Source organism: Persicobacter sp. CCB-QB2, from assembly GCF_001274635.1.
Taxonomy (GTDB): Bacteria; Bacteroidota; Bacteroidia; order Cytophagales; family Cyclobacteriaceae; genus Persicobacter; species Persicobacter diffluens.
Map to the genome: position 1 here is coordinate 1569786 of NZ_LBGV01000001.1, position 26408 is coordinate 1596193.

General features: G+C 42.2%; 19 protein-coding genes, 2 pseudogenes and 1 riboswitch. Of the genes and pseudogenes, 8 read left to right on the forward strand and 13 right to left on the reverse strand.

Annotation, left to right across the window (positions count from 1 at the left end):
- Positions 1 to 51: 51 nt before the first annotated feature.
- From thiH to NG22_RS07135, 8 genes and pseudogenes are all read right to left on the reverse strand, one after another.
- Positions 52 to 1170, reverse strand: coding sequence for a 2-iminoacetate synthase ThiH (gene thiH, locus NG22_RS07095; protein WP_053405096.1), 1119 nt, complete (start codon positions 1168 to 1170; stop codon positions 52 to 54).
- Positions 1171 to 1173: 3 nt separating this feature from the next.
- Entirely contained in the window at positions 1174 to 1941 is a 768-nt protein-coding gene (locus tag NG22_RS07100) for a thiazole synthase (protein ID WP_053405097.1), read from the reverse strand.
- 2 nt (positions 1942 to 1943) lie between these two features.
- A complete protein-coding gene (locus NG22_RS07105; RefSeq protein WP_053405098.1) occupies positions 1944 to 2594 on the reverse strand; it encodes a thiamine phosphate synthase in 651 nt (216 codons plus the stop codon).
- Positions 2591 to 3334, reverse strand: coding sequence for a hydroxymethylpyrimidine/phosphomethylpyrimidine kinase (locus tag NG22_RS07110; RefSeq protein WP_053405099.1), 744 nt, complete (start codon positions 3332 to 3334; stop codon positions 2591 to 2593). Before NG22_RS07110 ends, NG22_RS07105 begins: the two co-directional genes overlap by 4 nt.
- Positions 3327 to 3926 (reverse strand): thiamine phosphate synthase, encoded by a 600-nt coding sequence (locus NG22_RS07115; protein WP_053405100.1) that lies wholly within the window; start codon positions 3924 to 3926, stop codon positions 3327 to 3329. Before NG22_RS07115 ends, NG22_RS07110 begins: the two co-directional genes overlap by 8 nt.
- 3 nt (positions 3927 to 3929) lie before the next feature.
- Positions 3930 to 5791 (reverse strand): annotated as a pseudogene (thiC, locus tag NG22_RS07120) (phosphomethylpyrimidine synthase ThiC).
- A gap of 3 nt (positions 5792 to 5794) precedes the next feature.
- Complete coding sequence (gene thiS / locus NG22_RS07125) at positions 5795 to 5998, reverse strand: sulfur carrier protein ThiS (protein ID WP_053405101.1); 204 nt, start codon at positions 5996 to 5998, stop codon at positions 5795 to 5797.
- 129 nt (positions 5999 to 6127) lie between these two features.
- A riboswitch (TPP riboswitch) is annotated at positions 6128 to 6220 on the reverse strand.
- 137 nt (positions 6221 to 6357) lie between these two features.
- On the reverse strand, positions 6358 to 7101 hold the full coding sequence (locus tag NG22_RS07135) for an N-acetylmuramoyl-L-alanine amidase (protein ID WP_053405103.1): 744 nt from the start codon (positions 7099 to 7101) through the stop codon (positions 6358 to 6360).
- Between the two features lie 539 nt (positions 7102 to 7640).
- Here NG22_RS07135 and NG22_RS07140 point away from each other — a divergent pair.
- The 7 genes and pseudogenes from NG22_RS07140 (at position 7641) to priA (ending at position 17975) form a co-directional block, all read left to right on the forward strand.
- Positions 7641 to 8036, forward strand: coding sequence for a hypothetical protein (locus tag NG22_RS07140; RefSeq protein ID WP_157600906.1), 396 nt, complete (start codon positions 7641 to 7643; stop codon positions 8034 to 8036).
- A 513-nt stretch (positions 8037 to 8549) separates the two neighbouring features.
- Positions 8550 to 9952, forward strand: a pseudogene (locus NG22_RS07145) (S41 family peptidase).
- Positions 9953 to 10088: 136 nt separating this feature from the next.
- A complete protein-coding gene (hutG, locus tag NG22_RS07150) occupies positions 10089 to 11075 on the forward strand; it encodes a formimidoylglutamase (protein WP_053405105.1) in 987 nt (328 codons plus the stop codon).
- A gap of 207 nt (positions 11076 to 11282) precedes the next feature.
- Positions 11283 to 12257, forward strand: coding sequence for a GSCFA domain-containing protein (locus tag NG22_RS07155; RefSeq protein ID WP_053405106.1), 975 nt, complete (start codon positions 11283 to 11285; stop codon positions 12255 to 12257).
- 166 nt (positions 12258 to 12423) lie between these two features.
- Complete coding sequence (locus NG22_RS07160; protein WP_053405107.1) at positions 12424 to 14451, forward strand: thioredoxin domain-containing protein; 2028 nt, start codon at positions 12424 to 12426, stop codon at positions 14449 to 14451.
- A 267-nt stretch (positions 14452 to 14718) separates the two neighbouring features.
- Positions 14719 to 15408, forward strand: coding sequence for a hypothetical protein (locus NG22_RS07165; RefSeq protein WP_157600907.1), 690 nt, complete (start codon positions 14719 to 14721; stop codon positions 15406 to 15408).
- Between the two features lie 68 nt (positions 15409 to 15476).
- Entirely contained in the window at positions 15477 to 17975 is a 2499-nt protein-coding gene (gene priA, locus NG22_RS07170) for a primosomal protein N' (protein ID WP_053405109.1), read from the forward strand.
- 16 nt (positions 17976 to 17991) lie between these two features.
- On the opposite strand, the gene NG22_RS07175 is transcribed toward priA, so the two are convergent.
- From NG22_RS07175 to dnaG, 5 genes are all read right to left on the reverse strand, one after another.
- The gene (locus NG22_RS07175; RefSeq protein WP_053405110.1) at positions 17992 to 18420 is read right to left on the reverse strand and encodes a hypothetical protein; all 429 of its coding nucleotides are present in this window, start codon (positions 18418 to 18420) and stop codon (positions 17992 to 17994) included.
- A 963-nt stretch (positions 18421 to 19383) separates the two neighbouring features.
- The gene (gene surE / locus NG22_RS07180) at positions 19384 to 20157 is read right to left on the reverse strand and encodes a 5'/3'-nucleotidase SurE (protein WP_053405111.1); all 774 of its coding nucleotides are present in this window, start codon (positions 20155 to 20157) and stop codon (positions 19384 to 19386) included.
- Positions 20158 to 20256: 99 nt separating this feature from the next.
- Complete coding sequence (locus tag NG22_RS07185; RefSeq protein WP_053405112.1) at positions 20257 to 20916, reverse strand: hypothetical protein; 660 nt, start codon at positions 20914 to 20916, stop codon at positions 20257 to 20259.
- 181 nt (positions 20917 to 21097) lie between these two features.
- Complete coding sequence (locus tag NG22_RS07190) at positions 21098 to 22318, reverse strand: bifunctional 3,4-dihydroxy-2-butanone-4-phosphate synthase/GTP cyclohydrolase II (RefSeq protein ID WP_053405113.1); 1221 nt, start codon at positions 22316 to 22318, stop codon at positions 21098 to 21100.
- Positions 22319 to 22355: 37 nt separating this feature from the next.
- A complete protein-coding gene (dnaG, locus tag NG22_RS07195) occupies positions 22356 to 24377 on the reverse strand; it encodes a DNA primase (RefSeq protein ID WP_053405114.1) in 2022 nt (673 codons plus the stop codon).
- A 930-nt stretch (positions 24378 to 25307) separates the two neighbouring features.
- Here dnaG and NG22_RS07200 point away from each other — a divergent pair.
- On the forward strand, positions 25308 to 26405 hold the full coding sequence (locus tag NG22_RS07200; protein ID WP_053406900.1) for an Mrp/NBP35 family ATP-binding protein: 1098 nt from the start codon (positions 25308 to 25310) through the stop codon (positions 26403 to 26405).
- Positions 26406 to 26408 lie beyond the last annotated feature (3 nt).

The window sequence follows — 26408 nt, forward strand, 5'->3', positions numbered from 1 at the left end:
CCAAAATTGGGGACTAAAAAAGGAGGCTTTAAACGGCCTCCTTTGTTCTTTTTATTTCATATCGTAAGCAATATCCCAGTCTTTCCAAACGGTTTCGTAGCCATTTTTCTCCAGCATTTCCTCAATCAATGCCGGCGACCTTTCATCCGAAATTTCAAATTGCTCCAGCGATTGGGGCTCTACCGCATAGCCTCCCGGATTGGTTTTAGACCCGGCACTCATCGCCGTAATTCCTAATTTACTAACATGGTCACGGAATTTTTCACTTTCACGGGTCGATAAGCTCAATTCCACCTCCTCATCAAAAATCCGATAAGCACAAATCAATTGCACCAATTCCCGATCCGACATTTCCACCTTCGGATCCAAGCCGCCACTGAAAGGACGTAAGCGTGGAAAGGAAATGGAGTATTTTGCGCGCCAGTAAGTTTTCTCCAGATATTCCAAATGCATCGCATTGAAAAAACAATCCGTTCTCCAGTCTTCCAGCCCAATCAATACGCCAAGCCCAATCTTGTGTATACCTGCTTTTCCCAACCGATCTGGTGTTGCCAAACGATATTCGAAATTGGATTTTTTTCCCTTCGGATGATGCTTTTTATAATCTTCCTGATGGTAAGTTTCCTGATAAATATAAACCGTATTCAAGCCCTCGGCAATCAGCTCCTCATACTCTTCCTGATCCATCGGCTGTACTTCCATGGACAAATGGGCAAAATGCGGACGCAGCAATTGCATGGCATTTTTGATATAAGGCACCCCAACGGTTCTGTTGGCTTCTCCGGTCACCAAAAGCAAATGTTCAAAACCCATTTCTTTGATGTGATCAGCTTCTTTCAGAATTTCTGCATCGGTAAGCGTTCGTCGGGGAATTTTATTATCCAGACTAAAACCACAATAGGTACAAATATTCTGACACTCATTGGAAAGATAAAGCGGCACATAAAGCTGCATCGTTTTCCCAAATCGCTTTTGAGTGATCTGATGACTAAGCTGCGCCATCTGCTCCAAATAAGGGGCTGCAGCCGGTGAAATCATGGCCTTAAAGTCTTCCAAATCCCGCTTTGATTTCCCCAAAGCATGTTCCACATCTTTGGCCGTTTTAGCATAGATGCTTTGCTTTACCCCTTCCCAATCGTGTTGATGAAATAATTCGCTGAATGTACTCATGGCTTATAATTCGTCTAAAAAGGAAGTCAACGGACTGCTTGCTTCTGCTACTTGCAAGGGCTTTGCCAAACGCGCTTCATAGGCCATTCTCCCGGATTCCACGGCCAGTTTGAACGCTTTCCCCATCACCACGGGATCTCCTGCCACCGCTATCGCGGTATTGACCAATACCGCATCTGCTCCCAATTCCATGGCTGCAGCAGCATGAGATGGTGCTCCAATGCCTGCATCCACCACCACCGGCACATTAGCTTGTTCAATGATAATTTCCAAAAAGTCTAAAGCTTTCAAGCCCTTATTGGAGCCAATTGGAGCGGCTAAAGGCATCACAGCAGCCGTCCCTACTTCTTCCAGACGCTTACACAATACCGGATCAGCATGGCAATAAGGTAAAACGATGAATCCTTTTTTCACTAATTCTTCCGCAGCCTTCAGGGTTTCAATCGGATCCGGCAATAAATATTTAGGATCCGGATGAATTTCCAGTTTCAGCCAATTGGTTCCTAATGCTTCACGGGCCAGTTCTGCTGCAAAGACCGCCTCTTTAGCGGTACGAACACCGGAGGTATTCGGCAATAAATTGATATGGTCGTGATTCAAATGACTCAGAATATCATCCTGCTGATCATTCACATTCACCCGCTTCAGGGCCATTGTCACTAATTCTGAGCCGGAAGCTAAAAGAGCATCTTCCATTTCTTTAGAAGAGGCGAATTTTCCAGTGCCGGTAAACAAGCGGGACTGAAAGGTTTTATCTGCAATTATTAACATGCTTATATGGATTTGGAAGAGATCGTATGTGGAGAAAAATGTTGGTCGATTTGTTCAATCAGAAGTTCAGGTTGCCCTGCATTCAACAAAGCAGAAGAAAGTGAAACACCATGCACACCCACTTGGGATAAGGAAAGAAAATCATCCGCTGTCAGACCTCCGATAGCAAATACCGGAATATCCAGATCTTCGGATTTCATTTTTTCGATGATGGACTTATAGCCCTCGAGGCCAAGAACAGGACTCAGATTTTTTTTGGTAGTCGTAAAGCGCATCGGGCCAACACCTACATAATCCGCTCCGGCGGCCATATGCATTTTGATATCCTCAAAGGTATTGGCCGTTCCGCCGATGATCACCTCAGGGCCTAAAAGTGCTCGAGCCTCGCTCACCGGCATATCGGTCAGCCCCAAGTGTACGGAGGGAATCCCCAACTCCTTTACAATGCTCGGGTGATCATTCAACGTCAGCAAAACATTATTTTCCTTGCACAAATCCATAGCCGCCTTTGCGCCGGTCATTATTTCTGCTTCGGATACGGCTTTCAGTCTTAGCTGTACCCAATCGGCTCCGGCTTTAATGGCTTTTCGAATGGAATTCAGGTTTTCTTCCACTCCATTGCCCTGACTGATGAAGATTAAGTTCGTTTTCATGAAGTTTTTTGATGATAGGCTAAAATTCCGGGATTACTCTCCATGCATTGTTCCAGATACTGTTTCGCCAGTTGACAGGCTTTTTCAAGGGAATGACCTTTCGCCAAATTAGCAGTAATCGCCGCGCTTAAAATACAGCCTGTACCATGCTTGTCCGGCAATTTTCCCTTGTCGGAAGTGAGTTTCACCGCATCACCAAGCATTAGGCAAAGTAAATCAGTACCCAAATCCGCCCCACTCGCATGTCCGCCTTTGAGGAGAATATTGGTGCTCAGCGGAATATCAAAATTCAATCCCAATTTATCTGCCTCCGGTTGATTTGGCGTCAGCAAAAAAAGGTGAGGCAAAATCCGTTCTTGGAAGAAATCCGCGCCTTCTGCATGAAATTCAAAACCTGCAGAGGCCGAAAGAATCGGATCCAGGATCAATCGGGCTGTGGGCAACACTTCTTTGAGGTGCAGGATGATTTCCCATAAAAATGGCCAGGACTTTACCAATCCGATTTTCACAAATTGAATTTCCTGCCCTGCAATCACAGCATCAATCTGACTTTTCACTTCCTCCACGGTGAGCCAGTGCGCACTTTGAAACTGATGTCCGTTCTGAACCGTCCAGCAAGTCATTGCTGTCAGTCCCAGACACTCCAACTGCTCAAAGGTTTTGGCATCCGCCAGTATGCCCGCTCCGCCGGAAGGGTCATAACCTGCGATACTCAAAACAACCGGTCTTGGCTCATTCATGGATTTGGTTTTTAATTTGCTCAAAATTTTCCAAGGGATCGGAATCTCCCTTCCACACTGCTCCCATCAAGGCACAGGATTGAAATCCAATCTCCCGAATTTGACGAATCTGATTTTTCCCAATACCCCCCAAAGCCGTGCAATTGGGGACCTGCTCCAAGGCTTTTTGGAAAAAACCGGGATCCTCAGCCTGATAATTCAACTTTGAAATGCTCGGGAATACGGGACTTACCAAAACAGCATCAGCCCAGGCCTGAACCGCATTCAATTCCGCCTCATCATGTGCTCCCGCGGAGAATTTCCGCCCCTCAGATTTTTCTTCTTCAATAAAATCCGATAAATCGGAAGCGTACAGTTGCCCCTTCAGATGAAAGCCGATATGTTCAAAAGTTTCCTCCGGGATTTCCTTTAAATGTAGAAAAATCCGTGAATGGAAACACTCCGGCAATTGCTCCAGAAAACGGGCAAACACCTTCCGCTCAAAATTACTTTTGCGGTAATGGTAATAATCCAAAGCCCGGTCAAAGAAGTCCGCTACCATAGCTGCCTCTTCCCTGACCGGAACTTCCGGAGAGATTAGCCTCCATTCCATGGATTAGGAATAGATTTCTTTTCCGTTATTCTCAAACTGCTGAGATTTCTCTTTCATTCCCTGCTCAATAGCCTCCACGGTATTCAAACCATTCTCATCCGCATAATCGCGAACTTCCTGGGTGATTTTCATTGAGCAGAAATTCGGTCCACACATAGAGCAGAAGTGCGCTACTTTCGCTCCTTCAGCAGGTAAAGTCTCATCATGATATTCGCGGGCAGTGTCCGGATCCAAGGCCAAATTAAACTGGTCTTCCCAACGGAATTCAAATCTGGCCTTACTCATGGCGTTATCACGAATATAGGCTCCCGGATGTCCTTTGGCTAAATCTGCGGCGTGGGCAGCAATTTTATAGGTAATAACCCCATCCTTCACGTCCTTTTTATTCGGCAGTCCCAAATGCTCTTTTGGAGTTACATAACACAACATCGCCGTGCCGTACCAACCAATCTGAGCCGCACCAATAGCGGAAGTAATGTGATCATAACCAGGCGCAATATCCGTTACCAAGGGGCCTAAGGTATAGAATGGCGCTTCAAAACAATCACGCAACTCTTTCTTCATATTCTCACGAATCATCTGCATCGGCACGTGACCTGGTCCTTCAATCATCACCTGACAATCATGCTCCCAGGCACGCTTGGTCAATTCCCCCAAGGTCTCCAATTCCGCAAACTGAGCCGCATCATTAGCATCCGCCAATGCGCCCGGACGTAAACCATCGCCCAAAGAGAAAGCTACATCATAAGCTTTCATGATTTCACAAATCTCATCGAAATGTGTATAAATGAAGTTTTCTTTATGATGCGCCAAACACCATTTGGCCATGATCGAACCCCCACGTGATACAATTCCGGTCAAACGCTTCGCCGTCAATGGAATGTAACGCAACAATACGCCGGCATGCAAGGTGAAATAATCCACACCCTGTTCCGCCTGCTCAATCAAAGTGTCACGGAACAGCTCCCAAGTCAAATCCTCTGCTTTACCATTAACTTTCTCCAAAGCCTGGTAAATCGGCACCGTACCAATCGGCACCGGAGAGTTACGGATAATCCATTCGCGGGTCTCATGAATATTCTTTCCGGTAGACAAATCCATTACGGTGTCGGCACCCCAACGAATCGCCCAAACCGCTTTCTCGACTTCCTCCTCAATGGAACTGGTAACTGCAGAATTACCAATATTCGCATTGATCTTCACCAAAAAGTTACGACCAATAATCATCGGCTCCGTCTCCGGGTGGTTAACATTGGCCGGAATAATCGCACGACCGGCAGCAATCTCCTGACGTACGAACTCTGGCGTAATTTCCCCCTTAGGTGTCAAGGCCCCAAAGCTTTCTCCCGGATGCTCCACCCTCGGTCTTTTACTTCCTGTAGCTTTTGGTTTTCACGAATAGCAACATACTCCATTTCCGGAGTAATGATGCCCTGCTTCGCATAGTACATTTGTGTTACCGGCGTATCGCCTTTCGCCACCAATGGCTTTCTCAAATGCTGAAAGCGGAAGGCATCCAGATTTTCATTGGCCAAGCGCTCCTTGCCATAATCGGAAGTAATGCCTTCCAATGCTTTAACATCCTCACGATCCTGAATCCATTGTTCACGAATGGGCTCCAATCCTTTGCGTACATCAATTTCAATTTCTGTATCCGTATAGGCGCCGGAAGTATCATAAACGGTTACCGGTTGATTGGGAACTTTTTTCTCTGTACCAAAAACTTTGGTATCCGTCAAAGAGATTTCACGCATCGGCACGCGGATATCCTGATGGATTTTCCCTTCAACATAGATCTTTTTAGATGCCGGAAATGGCGCACGCGTAATCGTGGCTTGAGTGGGTGTGGTTTCTTGTTTTTTCATGTGTTATCCTCCTTGGGTGGCGCGAATGACCATCACTTGATCTTGGTTTTTTAGCTGATAAGTTTCCCAATCCGAGCGTGGAACGACGGATTGATTAACGGCTACAGCGATGCCTCTGGCTTCCGCCAAACTTTCTGTTTGTAAAAATCCAAGAAGTGAAATGGATGATTCACACTCCTTTGCAGTATCATTGAGGTAGATTGTCATACCTGTTTTTTAATAATTCAGATTAAAATCGAAGCTATTCCGACGAAATCTGTAAAAAAAGTACATGATAAGGGCGAATTTTTAACCCCTAATTCTTTAGGTATGACCTCACAAGGAGGGATTCACTATGAAATGAAAATCACTTTTCCCTTCGGCAGTATTAACTGCATCAGGTTCATAGGGTATAATCTCAGCCAAACAAGGGCACCCCTAAAGTTTCCTAAAGGTAAATAAAAAAAAATCAATCCTGCAAATAAAAAAAGGAAAGGAAAAACGATTAACGTTTTCTCCTTCCCTCTGTACAAAATATAACGCATCTATAAAAAATTATATTCTTTAAGTAAGAAAAATATACTTTTCTATGCCCCTTTGGCCTGTGGTTTAAAGGAAGCGACTGCCAGGCAATTTTTCATTTTTTTCCAGGAGACTTCCCCCATCAAACCATCCGGCAACAATTGATTATCGACCTGAAACTGTAATACCGCTTTTCGACATTCCGGGGACCAAAGACCATCGATACGACCATGATAATAACCTAAGCTGGAAAGCGCCTTTTGTAAGGTAATCATCAGTTTTGGGTCTTCATTATTGACCAAATCAGTAATTTGACCGCTTTTTAGAAAAGTGATCCATTCTTGCAAATAATAACCCGGACAGGGACCTTCTCTAAAATCATGGTGGCCAAAAACCTTTTGTAAACTAATCCTGTATTCCTTACACAGATATTGAATCAGTTCTCCTAAGGCCATCAATTGCTGACTACTTGGCTGTTGTCCACCCCGGTAATTTAATCCATTAAAATTTCCCAGCACTACTATACCAATACTAGTGGTATTTTCTCCTTTGGTATGCCAGACAATATCGGAGACATCATTGCATTGTACAATTTTCCCATCGGATTCAATGGCAAAATGGTAACAAATTCTGGGGCATCCCTGCAGGCAAATATGATTGGAAGAAATGTGGTATTGGTTGAGGGCTTTCGTATCTGAAGCCGTCATGGACTGGTGCAGAATAATTTTGTCAATTACGGAAAGAGGGCGGTTCGTCCAGCTTCGATGGGGGTGACGATCCAATGATAGTACCTGATCGACTATATGCATAATGGGGGAGTTGGTGATACGGCAATTTAAAAATCAAACAGAAGGTAACCTTTTCAGCATCAGTATTTTCTTACCTAAGTAAGTTTTAGTTAAAAATTACAATCTTTAATTAAACAAGCTGGAAAAAGTCCCAGTCGCCATTTTGATTTTTTCCCATTAATATTGCTGCCAGGATCATGGGTTTCCTAAATAAACAGATTCGGTCATATTTGATTTGGTTATTTATCCCGTATTATTTGTGCTAAGTTCCTCATTTCATCTTCTTCTTTGGATATTACCCATAAAGAAGAAAATCCCTTCATTTTCCCACCTTCAGCTAAACAAAAATTTGAACAGGTAACCTCTAGCCTAAGCAGGTCTAAATAACTGGCTACTCTTCCACTGAGAGCATGCAAACAAAGGCCGTTGAAACATCACCTCAAAGATATGCAGGCAATCTTTTTCGCCCTATATTCCCTTCAGGAGCAATTATTCCTTAAAAAATGCAATCTTTTCATTCAGGGCTTTACGTATATGCTAATACAGAAAACCCCCTCAGTATGAACAACGCAAAAATCCATCTCCCCGACCTCGACTTCGATTTCAAATTATGGAAAGAAACCCTTGCCTTTTGGAAAAGGACTGGTGAGCTTCATTTATTGAGATTAAGTGACCTTCATAAACTAGATAAAATTTCCAGTGAGTCCTATGGTTCCTTACGCTGGGAGTATGAGCAACAGCTGGACAAGATTGTAGCACTCCTTGCCAAAATAAAAGTGCAGGAAGATGAAATGGCCTATTATCATAAAGATTACCCCATCAATATGGGGCATCAGCATTATAAAGATTATCTAAGTATTAGGGACCGAATGCGACAATTAGAATCCTACACCAAAGATCTTGAAGAAGAATTCGATTACATTAACCGAAAAGTAGTCCTTCCCCATCTACATTAAGTTTATATTTTAAAACACATTTCATTAACTTTCAACCTAATAATACCCATTGCAAAGGTTAAAATATAGAATTGTTTACTAATCGATAAACTTTTCGCAAATAATGCGTAAAACTAGAAGGGTATGCTGCAGAATATCCCATTAAAGTAGCATTAAATCACGACCATTTGATGCTTTGCACTTTGGATATTGCCGATAAATTCACAACTTGTTCGAGTTTTTTAATTCGGATGAGGGCTTAGCCAAGACTAAATCTTAAATACTACAACCTATTTTCTTTGGATAATGAGTAAAACAAAAAATTCAAAATTTCACATTAAACTACCTTTGTTTATTGCCATGGGATTGGCTGCGGGGATATTGATTGGGGCTACCATGGCCGGAAATGAATCGCCAAAGAATAATTCGCTTATCAGTAGTATCCATAAATTCTCGAACATCGTCAGCTATATTCAGCGTGATTATGTAGATGAGGTGGATACGGAAGATTTAGTGGAAACCGCTATTGCGAAAATGCTGGAAAAGCTCGATCCACACAGCGTTTACATCGCTGCCAAAGATTTGGAATTATCCAAGTCACAATTGGAGGGTAAATTTTACGGGATCGGAATCGAGTTTAATATTCTGAGAGACACCCTTTATGTGGTGGCTCCTTTGAGTGGTGGCCCTTCCGAAAAATTAGGCATTCGCAGTGGAGATAAAATTGTAGAGGTGGACGGAGAAAATGTTGCCAGTACTGGTATTTCCAATCGAGATGTGATCAATATCCTACGTGGAGAGAAAGGCACAAAAGTAAGTGTGAAAATCTATCGTAAAAATGCCCCTGAACTATTGGCCTTTGACATTATCCGTGACAAAATCCCTCAAAATTCTGTGGATGTATCTTATATGGTAAACGATGAAATTGGTTACCTAAAAGTAAGTCGTTTCTCCGCCACTACCTACCAGGAGTTTTATGAGGCCATGAAAAGCCTTAAAGAACAAGGCATGACCAAATTAATTTTGGATCTACAGGGAAATCCTGGTGGTTATATGGATCGCGCAGTGAACATGGTGGATGAAATCCTGAAAGACGGCGATATGATCGTTTACACCAAAGGGAAAGAAAAACGTTACAATGTCCAGTATGTAGCGAAACGCAAAGGCATGTTCGAAGAAGGAAAAGTGATTGTCCTTTTAGATGAAGGTTCTGCTTCTGCTTCAGAGATTGTTTCGGGGCTATTCAGGACAATGACCGCGGTTTAGTGATTGGTAGAAGATCCTTCGGAAAAGGTCTGGTTCAAATGCCGATTCCTTTGAATGATGGCTCGGAATTGAGATTAACGATTTCCAGATACTATACGCCTAGTGGCCGCTCAATTCAGAAACCATATGATAAAGAACATATGGAAGATTACTATATGGACCGCATTAACCGCTACGAACATGGAGAGTTCTTCCATGCGGATAGTATTAAAATGAATGATTCGCTAAAATATGAAACAGCTCACGGGCGAATCGTTTACGGTGGCGGAGGTATTATGCCGGATTATTTCGTTCCTTTGGATACCACCATGCACAGTAATTATTTCACCAAATTGTTTTACAGCAATGCCCTTCGGGAATACACCATTAAGTATTACGAAAAGAATCAAAACAAGCTGAAGTCCATGGATTACCAAGATTTCAAAGCAAATTTTGAGGTGAGTGATGCCATGCTGAAGGACCTGGTAAAAACAGCCAAAGAACTGGATGTGGCTTACAATGAAGAAGAATTTGAAATCTCAAAACCATTGATCAAACTACGAATAAAGGCGCAGCTCGCCCGAAGTGTTTGGGACAATGAAGGCTTCTTCCCGATATTCAATGAAACCAATGAAGTCTTCCAGCAAGCCCTTAAGATCATGGAAGATGATCAAGCCTGGTCGAAATTATAATTAACCAAAAGGTTGTTCCCCGGAGCAACCTTTTTTGTTTTTAATATCAAAATGCAAGCAATTGCATCTCCTGTTAGTACTATTTTTTTTACCTTTGAGGAGAGTAATTTCCCACTCAATCTAATCCAATAATATCATGAGCTATACCATTCCCGATCTACATCAGTGGCACGGAAGAATAGATACTGAAGATGGCGAACTGGGCCATCGTTGGCACCAAATTGTTGAAGCTTTAAACCTGGAAGAAGCTTCTGACTTAAAAGAAGGTAATCAAAGATTTGCTTTCCTGGGTTTCAGAAGTGATGAAGGTGTCAAAAGGAATAAAGGAAGAATTGGCGCTTTAAAAGGCCCGGAAACTCTTCGCAGAGTAATGAGCAGTACCGCGGTTCACTTTGATGAACAAAAAGTGAAATTATTGGAGGCGGGAGATGTTTCTTGTGTAAATCATAAAATGGAGGAAGCACAAGAAGAGTTAGGTAAACGAGTAAAACAACTGCTCGAGAGAAAAACGCTTCCTATTGTCTTAGGCGGTGGTCATGAAATCTCCTTTGGACACTACCTTGGGCTGCATAATTGGGTAAAGAAACACCATCCCGGAAAGAAAATCGGAATAGTCAATTTTGACGCCCACTTTGACTTGAGAGTTCCTAGTCCGGAGCCATCGTCAGGAACACCTTTTAATCAGATTTCACAACTATGTGAAAAAGATGACACTTCTTTCCTGTATCAGGTGATGGGTATCAACCCAGCAGCCAATACCAGAAAACTTTTCCAAATTGCGGAAGAATTAAAGGTGCATCACGTCCCTTATTATGAAATGCACATCAGCCATATTCATGAATTAGCCCATGCGCTGCATAAATTCATTAATCGTTGCGATTTCATTTATATGACCATTGACATGGATGTTTTTTCCGCTCCATTTGCACCAGGCGTCAGTGCATTAAATTCCTGTGGCACATTCCCGGAAGTAATTTCTGCCATGATCCGAAGAGTAGCAAAGTCAGGTAAACTTTTGAGTATGGATATTGCCGAACTCAATCCTAAATTCGACATCGATGACCGTACGGCAAAACTAGCGAGCCACCTGATCTACGAATTGATCAATGCTAAATGTGAGTAAGAACAGGCTTAATGGCCAAAAACTATCTGTAAAATAAAAAGAAATTCAAAATCCTATCCGGTGGCGTGACTTTTAACATGCCGTAAATAATTTAAATTACTGAGGCTGCTTCTTTAAGGCAGCCTCTGTTATTTCCCATCAGGATTAAACCATCAGTTTTAGTTGGGAAAGGATTTTGGTAAATTGGTCAAAAATTAATGCGCAAAAATGTTTTTCACCACCTTCCAGCCGGAATCCTTACCCACCCCTATCCAACATACGGACAAAATCCTTAGCCTCGGATCGTGCTTCGCCAATGCCACAGGAAACAGACTTGTTGAAGGTGGCATGCAGGTTTTAGCGAACCCCTTTGGCACGATCTACAATCCCAAATCATTGAATCAAATCCTTAAAAATGCGATTCACCTCCAGACTCCAAATGAAAACTTAATCATCGAATCCCAGTCTGTCTGGAGGCACTATCAGTACCATTCCGATATTTCAGCTTTAAACTCACAGGATTTATTGGAAGAAATCAGCAATAAACAAAATCAGGTGCATCAGTTTCTAAAATCTGCCAACTGGTTGATGATCACCTGGGGGACTGCCTGGGGCTACGAATTAATCGACGAACAGGCCTGGGTGGGAAATTGTCACAAACAACCCGCGAAAAAATTCAAAAAAATAGCGCTTTCCGTGGAAGAAATAGTAAACGACTTCCAACTAACCTATCAGGAATTAAGGCGACTTAATCCGGAATTAAAAATCATTTTCACCCTCTCCCCTGTCCGGCACTTAAAAGATGGCTTCACTGAGAATTCCCTGAGCAAAGCCACACTTAGGCTGGCCATCGCAGAAATTATTAAAAGGCAGCAGCAGATCTTTTATTTTCCATCCTATGAAATTCTGTTGGATGAACTGCGCGACTACCGCTTTTTCGCCGAAGACATGATCCATCCAAGTCAAACAGCCGAGGCTTATATCTTTAATAAGTTTGTTGAAAGCCAATGCGACCCGGCTTGTCAAAAAACATTAGAACGCATTCAAAAGCTTAAAAAAGCGGCCCAACACCGCCCTTTTCATATTGAAGGCCGGGAGCATCAAAAATTCCTGCATAAGACTATTGCCAAAATGGAACAACAAGCCTCCTACATCTCCTTAGAAAAGGAAATACAGGCACTGAAAAGTCAATTAAGGGAATAAAGTAATCCAAAAGACAAATCGGCCTATTGCTTTTTTTACGGTTGCTTTTACTTCCGGGAAATTGGATATTTTGAAATGATATTCTTCCGGTTTAGAAAATCATAAGTACAACAATGATGTACTCATGCTCCTATTTCTTACCGGCTCATTCCTACATCCACAAACCATGAAACCATCCCATAGCAATCGACTTATCGACTCCACCAGCCCCTACCTCTTACAACATGCCCATAATCCGGTCAACTGGTATCCCTGGGGTCCGGAAGCACTGAATAGGGCTACAAATGAAAACAAACCCATTTTAGTCTCCATTGGGTATTCTGCCTGCCATTGGTGTCATGTAATGGAAAGAGAGTCTTTTGAAAATGATGCGATTGCCGAAATCATGAATGAATATTTCATCTGCATTAAAGTGGATCGGGAGGAGCGCCCCGATGTGGATCAGCTATATATGGATGCTGTACAAGCCATGGGAAAACAAGGAGGCTGGCCGCTAAATGTATTTCTTACGCCGGAACAGCAACCATTCTTCGGTGGTACCTATTTCCCTCCACAACAATGGGAACATTTATTAGAGAAAATTCACCAAGCCTGGTTTGAAAAACAAGCGGAAATTAATCAGTCTGCCAATCGGTTGGCAGAACGATTGGGCTTATCTGATATAGATAAATTCGGATTAAAGCCCGGAGAAGACCCGGAAGACATCCGGCAATGGATTGATCAACTGGCACAGGACATCCTCTCGGAAGTGGATTGGGAAAAGGGCGGCATGAATCGGGCACCCAAATTCCCCATGCCTGTCATTTGGGACTTTTTGTTAGATTACAGCCTCCTTCAAAAAAACCAGCAAGCCACAGAAGCGGTAAAGTTGGTTCTAAATCAAATGGCTTATGGAGGAATTTATGACCAATTAGGGGGAGGCTTCTCCAGATACTCCGTAGATGCAGACTGGTTTGCGCCACATTTTGAAAAAATGCTCTATGACAATGCTCAGTTACTCAGCCTGTATAGCAAGGCTTATAGAACAGAAGGAAATGAGGAGTATAAAAGAATCATCACCGAAACATTGAATTGGCTGGAAAGAGAGATGAAGTCTCCAGAGGGTGGATATTATGCGGCTTTGGATGCAGACAGTGAAGGGGTGGAAGGTCTTTTCTACACATGGTCAGCAGCAGAGTTGAAAAGCCTTTTGGGAAATCAATACGCCGTTTTCGCCCAATATTACCAAATAGAAGAGCATGGAAATTTTGAAGGAAGAAACATCCTATTTCCACAAAAATCCATCAAAGTATTTGAAGAAACAGTACCAAATGCTTCCGCAATAATTGAAAATTGCCACCATAAGTTGTGGGAAATTAGAAATGAAAGAAGCCGGCCCGCCACAGATGATAAAATATTAGCCGCCTGGAATGGCTTATTGCTCAAAGGCCTGGCTGATGCCTGGCTGGTAAGTCAAAGGCAGAAAGACAAGGATAACGCCATTGCCCTTGGAGCATTCATTAGTGGCAAAATGATAAAAGAAGACGGAAGCCTATGGCGTTCTTTTAAAAATGGACATGGAAGTATTGAGGCATTTCTGGAAGATTATGCCGCGGTAATTGAAGGATTTATTCACCTTTATCAAATCACCTTCAATGAAAAATGGCTATTGCAATCCGAACAATTGACCAAGTATGTACTGCAAAATTTCGCTCAAAAAGACAGCCCTTATTTAAACTTTACCAACATCTTACACCATGATTTGATTGTCCAAAAAGCAGAGTTTTTCGATAATGTGATCCCTGCTTCCAACTCTATCATGGCCTTTAATTTATATTATTTGGGAACTGCCCTGGACCGGCCAGACTGGACAAAGCGCGCCTGGGAAATGCTTTCCTATACCCGAAAAATAGCCGATCAAAATGCGCAATATATAGCGAATTGGTCAAGATTATGGCTATTCAAACTCCATCCCTCCCCTGAAATTATTTGCCTTGGAGAACAAGCACTTCAACATGGAATCCAGTGGCAATTGGATTACCTGCCCAACCAAATAATACAGGCCTCTATCCATAATAGTACTTTACCATTATTTTATGGTAAAACCTTAAAAAATGAGCAAAGCACTATTTTTGTATGCCTGAACAACCAATGCCAATCACCTGTTAATGAACTAAAACAGGCCAAATCACAATTAAAAAGCCTGATTCCTTAAGATTTTTATAAAAAAAAGGGTGGAAATGATTTTTATATCCTTTTCGCTCCGCTATTTTTGAAAATAATGCTTTTTCGTCTAAAATTACTACAGCACAATATTGGACAAACGCGAACTAATTTTAAATTATTTCATTTTTAATTATGACTGTTCAATCTATTAATGGTGTTTGGTGTAATTTTTGGGCAGTTAAACACGTTGAAAAACACCCAGTAATTCATCGTCTAATAAAAGGAATTTAAGTTGGCAAACTATTTTAAAGGGACTATGACAAAGATGACCGATGAGGAGTTGGATCTGGTCATCGCCCAAAAAGAAAACTTCTCTGAAATGTATATTGATGCAGCAGTAGAAGAAATTCAACTAAGAAAAAACCCTCCCAAACCTTCTACTCCATCCGTAACCATTGAAAATGGGGAGAAAATCAGAAGGATAGAATTAAATAAAGAGCAGGTTAAGAATTTAGTTCAAAAGAAGCAAATCAGGTTGGTTCCAAGCCTTTATTCAAAGGTTTCCATTGCAGTTGCCTCTTTGATCATTCACCCATTGTTGGGTATTATTTTATTCACCTCCAATTTGAGGTACGCAGGCAAAAGAGAAGGAATGAATATGACCTGGATATTGGTGCTGGGCTATATAGTTGCTGCTAACCTAATGACACTGGCTCTAAAGCATTGGTTCCCGGTTGCGGAAGATGCCTTGATGCAGTTTTCTATGAATGAAGCTGCCGAATCAGTTATGAATGGTAATATAGGAGCGATTTCTCCTTTAATTCCAGCTGCTATTGGTGGTTTTTTATTAAACGTGGTCATTACCATTTTGCTCGTAAAAGTATTTTGGGAAAAATTTCTGGGAAAAAAATTCATCTACCAAAAGAAATCAGCCTGGGGAACAGTCATTATTTATATGTTGATTTTAGTTCTTTCCTTTCAATTATTCGGTTTTGGTATTCTATAAAAAAATTAAATGATAAATTTGAAGGTAGTCGATTTTCGACTACCTTTTTTTGTGCTTAAAGCTTTAGAATGTCCCTATTTCCGATAGAAGAAACCCCGATTACATATGCTGATGTTATGGTGCCACTAGCGGTACCGAACCTTTTTACCTATAAGGTTCCGGAAGATTTCGTGCCTTTTCTGGAAATAGGCTTTCGGGTGATTGTCCCTTTTGGTAGTAAAATCACCACCGGCATTGTAGCGAAAATACATGATCAGGAACCAGCCTACAAAACCAAGTATATTGACAATATTTTAGACGGACGTCCGGTAGTCTCCCCACAGCAGATTAAGCTGATGCACTGGATGGCGGACTATTATATGTGTACCATAGGTGAAGTGCTGATTGCGACCCTTCCGGCGGGGATGAAAATATCCTCAGATTCCAAGATTCAGCTGCACCCTGACTATGATCCGGAATGGTCAGGTGTGGAGTTAAATGAAAAAGAACGATTGTTGGTGGAGCACTTGCTCGAACAACCTCATGTGGATTTTAAGGAATTACCGGAAATCATTGGCATCAAATCGCCCTCCAAGGTTATAAAATCTCTGGTAGAAAAGCAGGCCATCATTCTGTTCGAACAGGTAAAAGATAAGTATTCCCCTAAAAAGGAGAAATATGTTCGCTTAAAAGAACATTGGGCGGAAGAGACTGCCCTGCAACAATTATTTGGCTTACTGGAAAAAAAAGAAAAACAGCAGGAGGTGATTATGCGCTACCTGCAGGCGGTGAATATTTTTGACCAGCCAGAACTCAATGAAATTGGCCTGAGTAAGAAGAGTTTGACGGCTCAGGAGGTCTCCCCTTCTGCTATAAAAACACTTGTAAAAAACCAAATACTGGAGGAGTTTAATGTGGAAATTTCCCGCATTGGCCATACCAGCAAAACCATCCCGGATCAGGTGGAATTAACACCTGCTCAACAAAAGGCCAAGGCAGAAATTAATCAGGGATTTGAAAATAACCAGCCGGTACTATTACATGGAATTACCGGATCAGGAAAAACGGAGCTCTACATTTCCATGATTCAGGAAGCCCTCGACTCAGGGGTTCAGGTACTGTTGGCATTACCGGAAATTGCCTTAACGACCCAAATTGTAGACCGCCTCTCCAAATATTTTGGAGATCAAATGGGCGTTTACCACTCCAAATATTCCGATAATGAACGTGTGGAAGTATGGAAAGGTGTGGTCAATGGCACTATCCAATTTGTGGTAGGCGTGCGTTCGTCGCTCTTATTACCTTTTGATCATTTGGGCCTGATCATCGTGGATGAATGTCATGAAACCTCCTTTAAACAATATGATCCGGCACCAAGATATTATGGGGCGGATTTGGCGCTTGTGCTGGGACGTTTACATCAGGCGAGGCTTGTCATGGGATCAGCAACTCCTTCATTCGAGCAGTTTTATCTGGCCGAAAAAGGGAAATATAAATTGGTGCAGCTTACCGAACGATTTGGGCAGGCACAACTTCCCGAAATTCAATTGGTTGATATCAGCCGCGAACGGAAAGCGAAAACCATGCAGGGACCCTATTCCTCTGTTTTGGTAAAAGCGCTAGAAGAAGCGCTAAAAAAAGGAGAACAAGCGATTATTTTCCAAAACCGAAGAGGTTATGCTCCGGTCCTGATTTGCGAAGACTGTGGAACGGTTCATCAATGTCCGAACTGTGCGGTCTCTTTAACCAAACACCAGTTTCAAAATGAATTAAAATGTCATTATTGCGGATACAAAGCCGCTGTGCCGCATGAGTGCTTTGCCTGTGGCTCAAAGGATTTGGTAGATCAGGGATTTGGAACACAGAAGCTAGAAGAAAGTCTCCAGCAAATTTTTCCGGAGATTAGCATTCAAAGGATGGACCTGGATACTACCCGTAATAAATACAGCTACCAAACCATTATTGATGATTTTGAAAAACAAAAAATTCAAGTGCTGATCGGCACACAGATGGTGACCAAAGGACTGGATTTTGAAGGCGTAAGTCTGGTGGGCATCGTAGATGCGGATCGCATGCTGGGGTTCCCGGATTTCCGATCCAATGAACGCGCCTACCAAATGATGACCCAGGTTGGTGGTCGGGCAGGACGAAGAGCCGAACGTAAAGGGGTGGTGATTATTCAATCACGAGATTTAGCACAAGCCACTTTACACACTGTGGTGGAACAAAACTATACCGGGCTTTATAAAAATGAAATTGCTGAACGGGAAGAATTCCACTACCCTCCTTTCAGAAGGCTAATCAAAATCGTGGTAAAACACCGCGAGGAAAGGGATTGTCAACAAGCGGCTGTTTATTTAAATGCGATACTACAAGAATGGCTGGGAGCCCATCGAGCATTAGGAGCACAAAGCCCGGCCGTATCCAAAATCCGAAACGAATTCATCCGGGAAATTATCGTAAAACTAGAGCGTGAAAATATTGACCTTAAAAAAGCAAAACGGTTAATACAACAAGCCATTATAGAAACTGAAAAACAGGCCGCCTTTAAAAAAGTAAGGATCTACTGTGATGTAGACCCTTATTAATCGGTTGTTGAGTGCGCTATATTTTTATGATTTTATCTAAAATAAATTTCTCTCTGGAATTATTATCAAAAATTGTCAGCCGATCATTGACCACAAAGATTGACCAACCCGTTCCGCCGCCATTTCTTTCTCTATTCAGACGATGACTGGTATTAAACACCTCCGGAAGTCCGCTAATATATAATTGGTTGGTATTCGGATCTGACTGCCAGACACCGGCACCCTCGACATTGTTGCCATCTGCAATCAAAACCCCATTTTGACTAATGGTCACGACCATACTCAGATAAAGGGTATCCATTTGGTTGTAACTATCAATCTGAATTTCATTAACCGCCCATTGTCCATAAATGGCTGAACCGTCACCAATTTGAGATAACTGGGATTGTACTTCATATTCAGAAATATCTCGGACCGCGGGGTTCACATCCTCCGTACAACTCATAAGAATAATTGGAAGAAACAGTAAAAGGAAGTAGAATATTTTTGTCATAGGTGGTATAGCATTATATAATGCTATACGAATCGGAGCTAACCTAATGTTATGGTAATATTATGCAGCTAATACATGGACAATATTTTTTATGACGAACATCAATTTTTTGCGTTGAATTCTCCATAAACAAAAAACTATTCCCTTTTTTCTTACATCCTGCTTTTCAAAAAGTAATAAGTACCACTAAATACCCAACATGCAATAATAATATCAGAAAATAAAACTACGCCACCCATAGATACTCCCTCTCGACCCAAACACTTATACCCCTAAAATTCTGCAACTTACCCAAAGCCCCACCACTTTGATTAAGGGAAAATTCACCAAATTTCTTTTCACATTTTTCAAACCTTCCCCCACAGACACAGCGGAGTCGGGCATTCTTCTAACAAGATAATAAGCAGGTGGAATCCCAAAATTTGATATAAATAAGTCCGATGCCATTCAAAAACATACCTTAAAAAGCAGAATCCAAAAAAAAGCCAATGGAAATTCCATTGGCCCTTAGCTTGTAAGAAAAACCTTAAAAAGGAAATATTTACGATGACTGGCGGCCTAATTTCCCCTAGCCTATTTCTGCTTGACCCCAACATCTGAATGCTTAAATCCTCGTTGAGGTACAAGGCAAAAAAAATGAAGGAGAGGTTTCCTATTTCAGGTTTTTCCCAACGAAGCAGGTGAAGGAGGCGTAAACATGCTCCCCCAAATTTAGGCTAATAAAAAATCCGCAATACCAATACAAACGCATCGATATTGAGACTTTCAGCAGAGCCATCTAAATCTAGCAATGGATGATACAGGTTAAGAAATGCTAGGAGGAAGGCACTTGAATTTGAATTTTACTCGACAACCTCTTCAGTGCAAAATTTCTAATAACCAACTATTTACGCTACAAAATTAAGGGAGATAAAATTATAATCCCCACTCATTAATAATATTCACGGCATGGTAGGCACTTAAGTCAAATTGCGTAGGAACTACTGCCACATAATTATTATCAATAGCCCAAACGTCATTATCCACGCCTTTGTCCAAATTCTTAAATTGTCCGGCCATCCAATAATAGGTTCGTCCCATCGGATCATTTCGTTTATCAAATTCCTCCTGCCAACGTGCTCTTGCCTGACGACAAACCTTAATGCCTTTAATAGGCTCATCTTGCTTCATCGGGAAGTTCACATTCAGGGCGATTTCTTTAGGCAGGCCATTTTCCAAGACTTTCTCTGTGATGATCTGTACATACTTTTTCACATGAGAAAAATCCGCATCCCAACCGTATTCACATAATGAAAAACCAATGGCCGGAATCCCTTCCACAGCCCCTTCAATGGCTGCCGACATGGTACCGGAATATAAAACCGAGATGGAAGTATTTGCGCCGTGGTTGATTCCACTGACCACCAAATCTAATTTTCGGCCTTTCAAAACTTCCGATTTAGCTATCTTCACACAATCCGCAGGGGTACCGGAACATGAAAAAGCTTTCACTCCTTCAAATAAATGCTCCTCATTTACCCGAATTACTTCGCCGATGGTAATGGCGTGGCCCATTCCTGATTGTGGAGAATCAGGGGCAACCACTACGACTTCTCCAATTTCCTGCATTGTTTCCACCAATACACGGATACCCGGAGAGGTAATACCGTCATCGTTGGTCACCAAAATAAGTGGTTTATTCTTTGACATTAGATTTTTTGTTTAATCATTTACAAGCTTGGCAATTTATATCTTTTTTATACAGTTCGACAATTTCCCATAAAAAAAGGGAATCGAAATTCCCTGTTTTTAAGATTTTGCTTTTTTATCCCCTGAGGCCAACTCATTATAATAATCGGTAATACGAATCAGGTCATTTCGATCATTATACTTCAGGCGGTTGTCTTTCACAAAGCGCTTGATTTCGTTGGAATACCGCCGCATAATGTGAAGAAGGGTCTTCTTTTTGAAATCAAAGAACATCACTTTTCCTTTGATATCCAGATAGTAGTAATCATAGGATAACTTCCGCTGTGTGGAATAATAGGTGTTTTGGTTATACCCATAATAGCCATAATTATATTGCGGTAAAGTTTCCTGAACAATTTCCTCCCTGGACATCAGCGTCAGCGGCCCCTCATGAAGCACTTCAAATAATACCGGAATTTTATAATTTGACCGTACCCGATAGGGAATGGAGAAAAATTCCCGATAATCCTCCACGGTGGAATCGTATATTTCAAAATAGAGAATTTTCCTGGAAGAGAAAGTTCTGATTCGGTTTTCAGCGTTAATTAATACCGCATCATTACCAAAATCATACTTTAACGCTCCTGCAAGGGTATCTCCATTCAATAAAACCAATTCGCCCAAATGCCACATTTCTGAGGGAAATTGCCGATTGGATTGGGCTTGAAGGCACAGGTTAAAACTAAAGAAAAAAACAAAAAGCAGGAGTTTATTTATCATGGTCAGGTTTTGTTTGCAATATAATGATTGAACGCAATCCCTTTGGTAAAAGATCAGCAACCGCAATCCAATTTAAAAAAATATCAGTAGGAGAATCAATTCTAAAGCCGAAAAACCCCAAACTATATATAAACAGATAGAATTTCATCCAAAAAAAAGGTGCCACAACGGGCACCTTGCTTTATTCTCCTTTAAGGATCTGATGATCCATTTTGTCTCTTTTAGTTTTCAAATACTCTTCATTGTATTTGTTCGGCTCTACCTCAATTGGCACCCGATCAACAATCTCCAGACCATAACCGATTAAGCCGGTACGTTTCATAGGGTTATTGGAAATCAACTTGATTTTGGATACATTCAAATCTCTTAAAATCTGAGCACCGACCCCATAATCACGCTGATCCGATTTAAAACCTAATTTCACATTGGCTTCTACCGTGTCCAAACCCTGCTCCTGCAATTGGTAGGCTTTCAGTTTATTTACCAATCCGATACCACGACCTTCCTGATTCATATAAACCACCACTCCTTTTCCGGCCTTCTCAACCGCTTCCATCGCACGGTGCAATTGTTCTCCACAATCACAACGGCAGGAACCAAAAATATCTCCGGTTACACAAGAGGAGTGAACACGCACCAAAATGGGTTCATCCTTTTCCCATTCTCCCTTCACCAGTGCCAAATGATTTTCCCCTGTGGTTTTCTGCTTGTAACAAACCATGCGGAAATCCCCCCACTCGGTGGGCATGTGCACTTCCACTTCTCTTTCGATCAGACTATCGTGACGCATGCGATAAGCAATCAAATCTTCGATTGACACCAACTTCAGGCTGTGCTTATCGGCAATTTTTCGAAGCTGAGGCAAACGCGCCATGGATCCGTCTTCATTCAAAATCTCCACCAAAGCTCCTGCCGGACGGTAGCCCGCCAATCTCGCCAAATCAATGGTAGCCTCGGTATGCCCGGCTCTTCTCAAAACGCCACCATTGCGGGCTTTTAATGGGAAGATATGTCCGGGACGGCCTAATTCTTCCGGCTTGGTTTCAGGATTCACCAATGCCTGCACGGTCTTGGCGCGATCATGGGCAGAAATTCCGGTGGTACAACCATGGCCAATCAAATCAACAGATACGGTAAAGGCAGTCTCATATTCCGCGGTATTTTTCCCCACCATCATATGTAGTCCTAACTCTTCACAACGCTCCTCTGTAATGGAAGCGCAAATCAATCCACGACCATGAGTCGCCATAAAATTAATTACCTCCGGGGTAATGGCCTCCGCAGCACAAATAAAGTCCCCTTCATTTTCGCGGTCTTCATCATCCACAACAATGATGACCTCCCCTTTTTTGATGGCCGCAATGCCTTCTTCAATCGGGTCCAAAAGTCGTTCGTCCTTCATATCTGTATTCCTTGTTTTTCTTCTAAATCAGTTTCGATTAAATTTTGTAGCGAATCTGGCGGGTTTCATCCTGTGCCTGCTTTTTCATCTGCTGCAACTCCACCATCATCTGAAGGGTCTCCATCATGCCTTCCTCATTAGCCTGCGCCTGATTTTGTTCCAATTGCTGTTCCAATTGCTTTTCCATCAAACTAAAATGGGCCACTTTTAAATTAATGATTGCTTTATACAGATTGTTTCCCAAATTATCTTGTTCCATGGGCACATTAATTTGGTGACGATCCATCCACTGGCTCAAACTGTATTTCATTTCTACCAGCTCTTCCATTACTTCCAGTGCTTCTCCTTCCACCGCTGCCAGCATCGCCTGCGGGCTAATATCCTGCTCTAAGCTCATGCGATGAAAATATACATTTACGATTTGCGCATGTCGCATTTCATAAATATCCAGACTGGAAATTTCTTCCTGTATATAATCTGCTACTCGCCTGCCGGCTTCTATTTCTAATATTCCATAAACGAGCAACATCCTCACCACCTCGCGCTCATGCAACATCAGTAAGTTGATATCACGATCCCCGGGAGCGACCTGCTCCACCGTTTGCGACTGCCCAAGCTCCGGATACATTTCCTCCGGTGGGAGAAAAGCCTCCGGTGGTAGATCCTGGTCCGGAATATAACCGGGCACCTGGCTGGGCATAGGGGGCTGACTACCAGCCGATGGGTAATTTCTATGCGCTCGTTTCTGCTGCTCTTCAAAGATGCCCTGCAATTCCTGCTGCAAAGCTTCTTCCGCAATTCCCAATTTTTGTGCGGATGCTTTTAAATAAACATCTCGTTTAATGGCATCGGGAATTTGCGCTACGGCCTCCAAAATTTCTCTGGCGGCCTTGGTTTTTTTCAGGGGATCATCTCCAACATCAGCCAACAACACCTCCGTAATAAAGGAAATAAAGTCGGTTTGATGATCTTTCAAATATTCCCCGAAAGCATTCGGTCCAATTTTCCGAATATAACTGTCCGGATCTTCCCCTTCCGGGAATGCCACGGCCTGCACATCCAGCCCACCGGCCAAAATCATAGAAATTCCGCGCAGGGAAGCTTTCACTCCGGCGGCATCTCCATCATAAAGTACGGTGATGTTATTGGTAAACCTTTTGATCAGTCGGATTTGATCTTCTGTCAAAGAGGTTCCGGAGGAAGCCACCACATTTTCTACTCCCGCCATATGCATGGAGATCACATCGGTGTAACCCTCCACCAAATAACAGTTATCCTCCTTTCGGATACGGTCCTTGGCCTGGTAAATACCATATAATACCCGGGACTTATGATAAATTTCTGTCTCGGGGGAGTTCAGGTATTTGGCTTCTTTTTTATTATTGGAAAGCGTACGCGCTCCAAAAGCAATCACCTTTCCGGAAAGGTCATGCACCGGAAACATTACCCGCGCCCGGAAGCGGTCGAAGATTTTCTTTCCATCTTCCTTGACGATCACCAGTCCGGCGCCTTCCATTTCGGAAGTAGTGAAATCAACTTTTTTGGCGGACTTATAAAATGCTTCCCATTTGTCCAGGGAGTAACCCAACTCAAAGGTTTTAATAATCTCATCCGTCAGCCCTCTTTCCCGCAAATAGCTATATCCTATGGCGTGGCCTTCTTTATTCTCCCACAGTTGTTGGGCAAATAACTCTTTGGCGTAATGCATGACGGAATGAAGACGCTCGCGGAAAGATATTTTCTCTTTCACCTCTTCTGTCAGCTTGGTCTCCTCTATCGGAATACCATACTTCTGGGCCAAATGCCGTATGGCCTCCGGAAACTCCATCCCTTCCAATTCCATCACGAATCGAATAGAGTCACCGGTTTTACCACAGCCAAAGCATTTATAAATCCCTTTACCTGGCGCAACTGAAAAGGAGGGCGTTTTTTCTTCATGAAATGGACAGCAAGCCCACATATTGTTCCCCTTTTTTTTCAGTGGAACATAATCGCCGACCACTTCGACGATATCCATGCGATCCTTCACTTGCTGTACAGTATTTTGACTAATGCCCAATTTGGTTCAGAATTTATTGCGAATAACAGTAGAACAAATTTACGCATTTCTCCCTCTTAATTCCTATCCAGTAGCTGAGGATAATCCAAAATATATGGGAATAAAAGCAGCGTTCTCCCTAAAATCTACCAAAAAGTCATTTCCGCAGCATTTAGAAGATAGCTAATACCGGAGTCTTCACGCAAAAGAAAGGGAGAAAACTATCATAAAATCCACCTTGCTCCTGTTTACTATTCACTGCCGGATTCAATAAAGCTTCTTAGGAGCCTGTGGGATTAATATAAATTTAGCGAATTCGACGAAATTTTATTTGGAACATCAGTTTACACTGGAAGAAGACTCTTTTTAAATCCTCTCTATATGGGATTTAGAACTGAATTGAATTAGCTAAAAAATGGGCTGTTAGAATAACATTTTGTGCTTCTATTGAAATCACTAATAATCCGACAAGCTTTTAGACAACTTATTTTCACCCCAAATAAGACTGCGCAGCTAATTTTTTAAAAGCCCAAATTTGGGCATGTTGGCTTTCTCCTCATTCATCTGCTTCCTTAATAAAAACTCAAAACAGAAAACTATTCCTCCATTTTGCCGCCAAGCAGCTAATCGGGGTATTAAACGCACATAATTCGGCTTAAGAAATACCCACAATATTTAAAAAACTATTTTGAGTCTCTGGGCATCATTAAACCCACCTACGGCATCCGCATATCCCCAACCCTTTAACCCTAAAGGATTTCACCTTCAAAAACCCCTTATCGTTTTGGTTCTGCAAACATTGTCAGCCAGATTTCCTCAACAGGAGGTTTAATATCATTATATCCGCTAAATTGATTTTTTTTAATTAATTTGCGAAGGTTACAGGTGAAGATTATCCAAAGCTATTGCTTTTTCCTCACCTCGGTCAATACCGAAAATTCCCTAGAGATAATGACTATTACTAAAGACCAAATATTAAAAGCCCTCGGCACTGTAGAGGATCCGGATCTGAAAAAAGATTTGGTAACCCTTGGCATGATTAAGGAGCTGGAGATTGAAAATAATACGGTAAAATTTCAGGTGGTATTAACCACTCCCGCCTGTCCGTTAAAAGAACAGATCAGAAAAAGCTGTATTGAGGCGATTCATGAGCAGGTCAATGCTGATTTGGAAGTAATTCCGGAGATGACCCACGATGTTACTGCCGCACAGGCTGCAACACCATTATTACCTCAGGTAAAAAACATTATTGCAGTGGCATCCGGTAAAGGTGGCGTGGGAAAATCTACGGTATCTACGAATCTGGCTGTAGCACTAGCGCGTACCGGTGCTAAAGTAGGATTCCTGGATGCTGACATTTACGGACCATCCGCCCCGACCATGTTTAATTGTGAGCATGAACAACCGGGTATGGAAAAAGAAGGGGAAAAAACCTGGATTATTCCGATTGAGCAATATGGTGTAAAAATCATGTCTATTGGGTTTTTAACCCCACCAGATAGTCCGATGATCTGGAGAGGTCCTATGGCGACCTCCGCGATTCGTCAGTTTTTGGGGGACACCAAATGGGGCGAGTTAGATTATATGGTGGTAGATTTACCTCCGGGGACCAGCGATATCCATTTGTCACTAATACAAAATGTAGCTGTTACCGGTGCAGTTGTGGTTACCACCCCTCAAAAAGTGGCCATAATGGATGCTCAAAAAGGTTTGGCGATGTTCCAACAGCCTCAAATCAATGTACCGGTTTTAGGAATGATTGAAAATATGGCCTACTTCACGCCAAAAGAATTGCCGGAAAATAAGTATTATATTTTCGGAAAAGATGGTGGAAAAGAAATGGCAGAGCGATTCAAGGTACCATTTTTGGGAGAAATTCCTATTGTTCAGGAAATTCGTGAAAGTGGAGACAATGGCTATCCGGCGGTACTGAAAGACAGCATTACCTCTGAAGCTTTTGATCAACTGGCGAAGGAAGTTGCCCGACAGGTAGCCATGAGAAACGCGACCATGGACAAAACAGAACGAGTAAAAATTACACAAGTATAGATA

Coding starts and splice junctions, on each gene's coding strand:
- NG22_RS07105 (WP_053405098.1), bottom strand. CDS start 2,594: ATGAAAACGAACTTAATCTTCATCAGTCAGGGCAATGGAGTGGAAGAA.
- hutG (WP_053405105.1), top strand. CDS start 10,089: ATGAGCTATACCATTCCCGATCTACATCAGTGGCACGGAAGAATAGAT.
- NG22_RS07110 (WP_053405099.1), bottom strand. CDS start 3,334: ATGAATGAGCCAAGACCGGTTGTTTTGAGTATCGCAGGTTATGACCCT.
- NG22_RS07185 (WP_053405112.1), bottom strand. CDS start 20,916: ATGATAAATAAACTCCTGCTTTTTGTTTTTTTCTTTAGTTTTAACCTG.
- NG22_RS07155 (WP_053405106.1), top strand. CDS start 11,283: ATGTTTTTCACCACCTTCCAGCCGGAATCCTTACCCACCCCTATCCAA.
- NG22_RS07160 (WP_053405107.1), top strand. CDS start 12,424: ATGAAACCATCCCATAGCAATCGACTTATCGACTCCACCAGCCCCTAC.
- thiH (WP_053405096.1), bottom strand. CDS start 1,170: ATGAGTACATTCAGCGAATTATTTCATCAACACGATTGGGAAGGGGTA.
- surE (WP_053405111.1), bottom strand. CDS start 20,157: ATGTCAAAGAATAAACCACTTATTTTGGTGACCAACGATGACGGTATT.
- thiS (WP_053405101.1), bottom strand. CDS start 5,998: ATGACAATCTACCTCAATGATACTGCAAAGGAGTGTGAATCATCCATT.
- NG22_RS07115 (WP_053405100.1), bottom strand. CDS start 3,926: ATGGAATGGAGGCTAATCTCTCCGGAAGTTCCGGTCAGGGAAGAGGCA.
- NG22_RS07140 (WP_157600906.1), top strand. CDS start 7,641: ATGAACAACGCAAAAATCCATCTCCCCGACCTCGACTTCGATTTCAAA.
- NG22_RS07175 (WP_053405110.1), bottom strand. CDS start 18,420: ATGAGTTGTACGGAGGATGTGAACCCCGCGGTCCGAGATATTTCTGAA.
- priA (WP_053405109.1), top strand. CDS start 15,477: ATGTCCCTATTTCCGATAGAAGAAACCCCGATTACATATGCTGATGTT.
- NG22_RS07190 (WP_053405113.1), bottom strand. CDS start 22,318: ATGAAGGACGAACGACTTTTGGACCCGATTGAAGAAGGCATTGCGGCC.
- NG22_RS07165 (WP_157600907.1), top strand. CDS start 14,719: ATGACAAAGATGACCGATGAGGAGTTGGATCTGGTCATCGCCCAAAAA.
- NG22_RS07200 (WP_053406900.1), top strand. CDS start 25,308: ATGACTATTACTAAAGACCAAATATTAAAAGCCCTCGGCACTGTAGAG.
- NG22_RS07135 (WP_053405103.1), bottom strand. CDS start 7,101: ATGCATATAGTCGATCAGGTACTATCATTGGATCGTCACCCCCATCGA.
- NG22_RS07100 (WP_053405097.1), bottom strand. CDS start 1,941: ATGTTAATAATTGCAGATAAAACCTTTCAGTCCCGCTTGTTTACCGGC.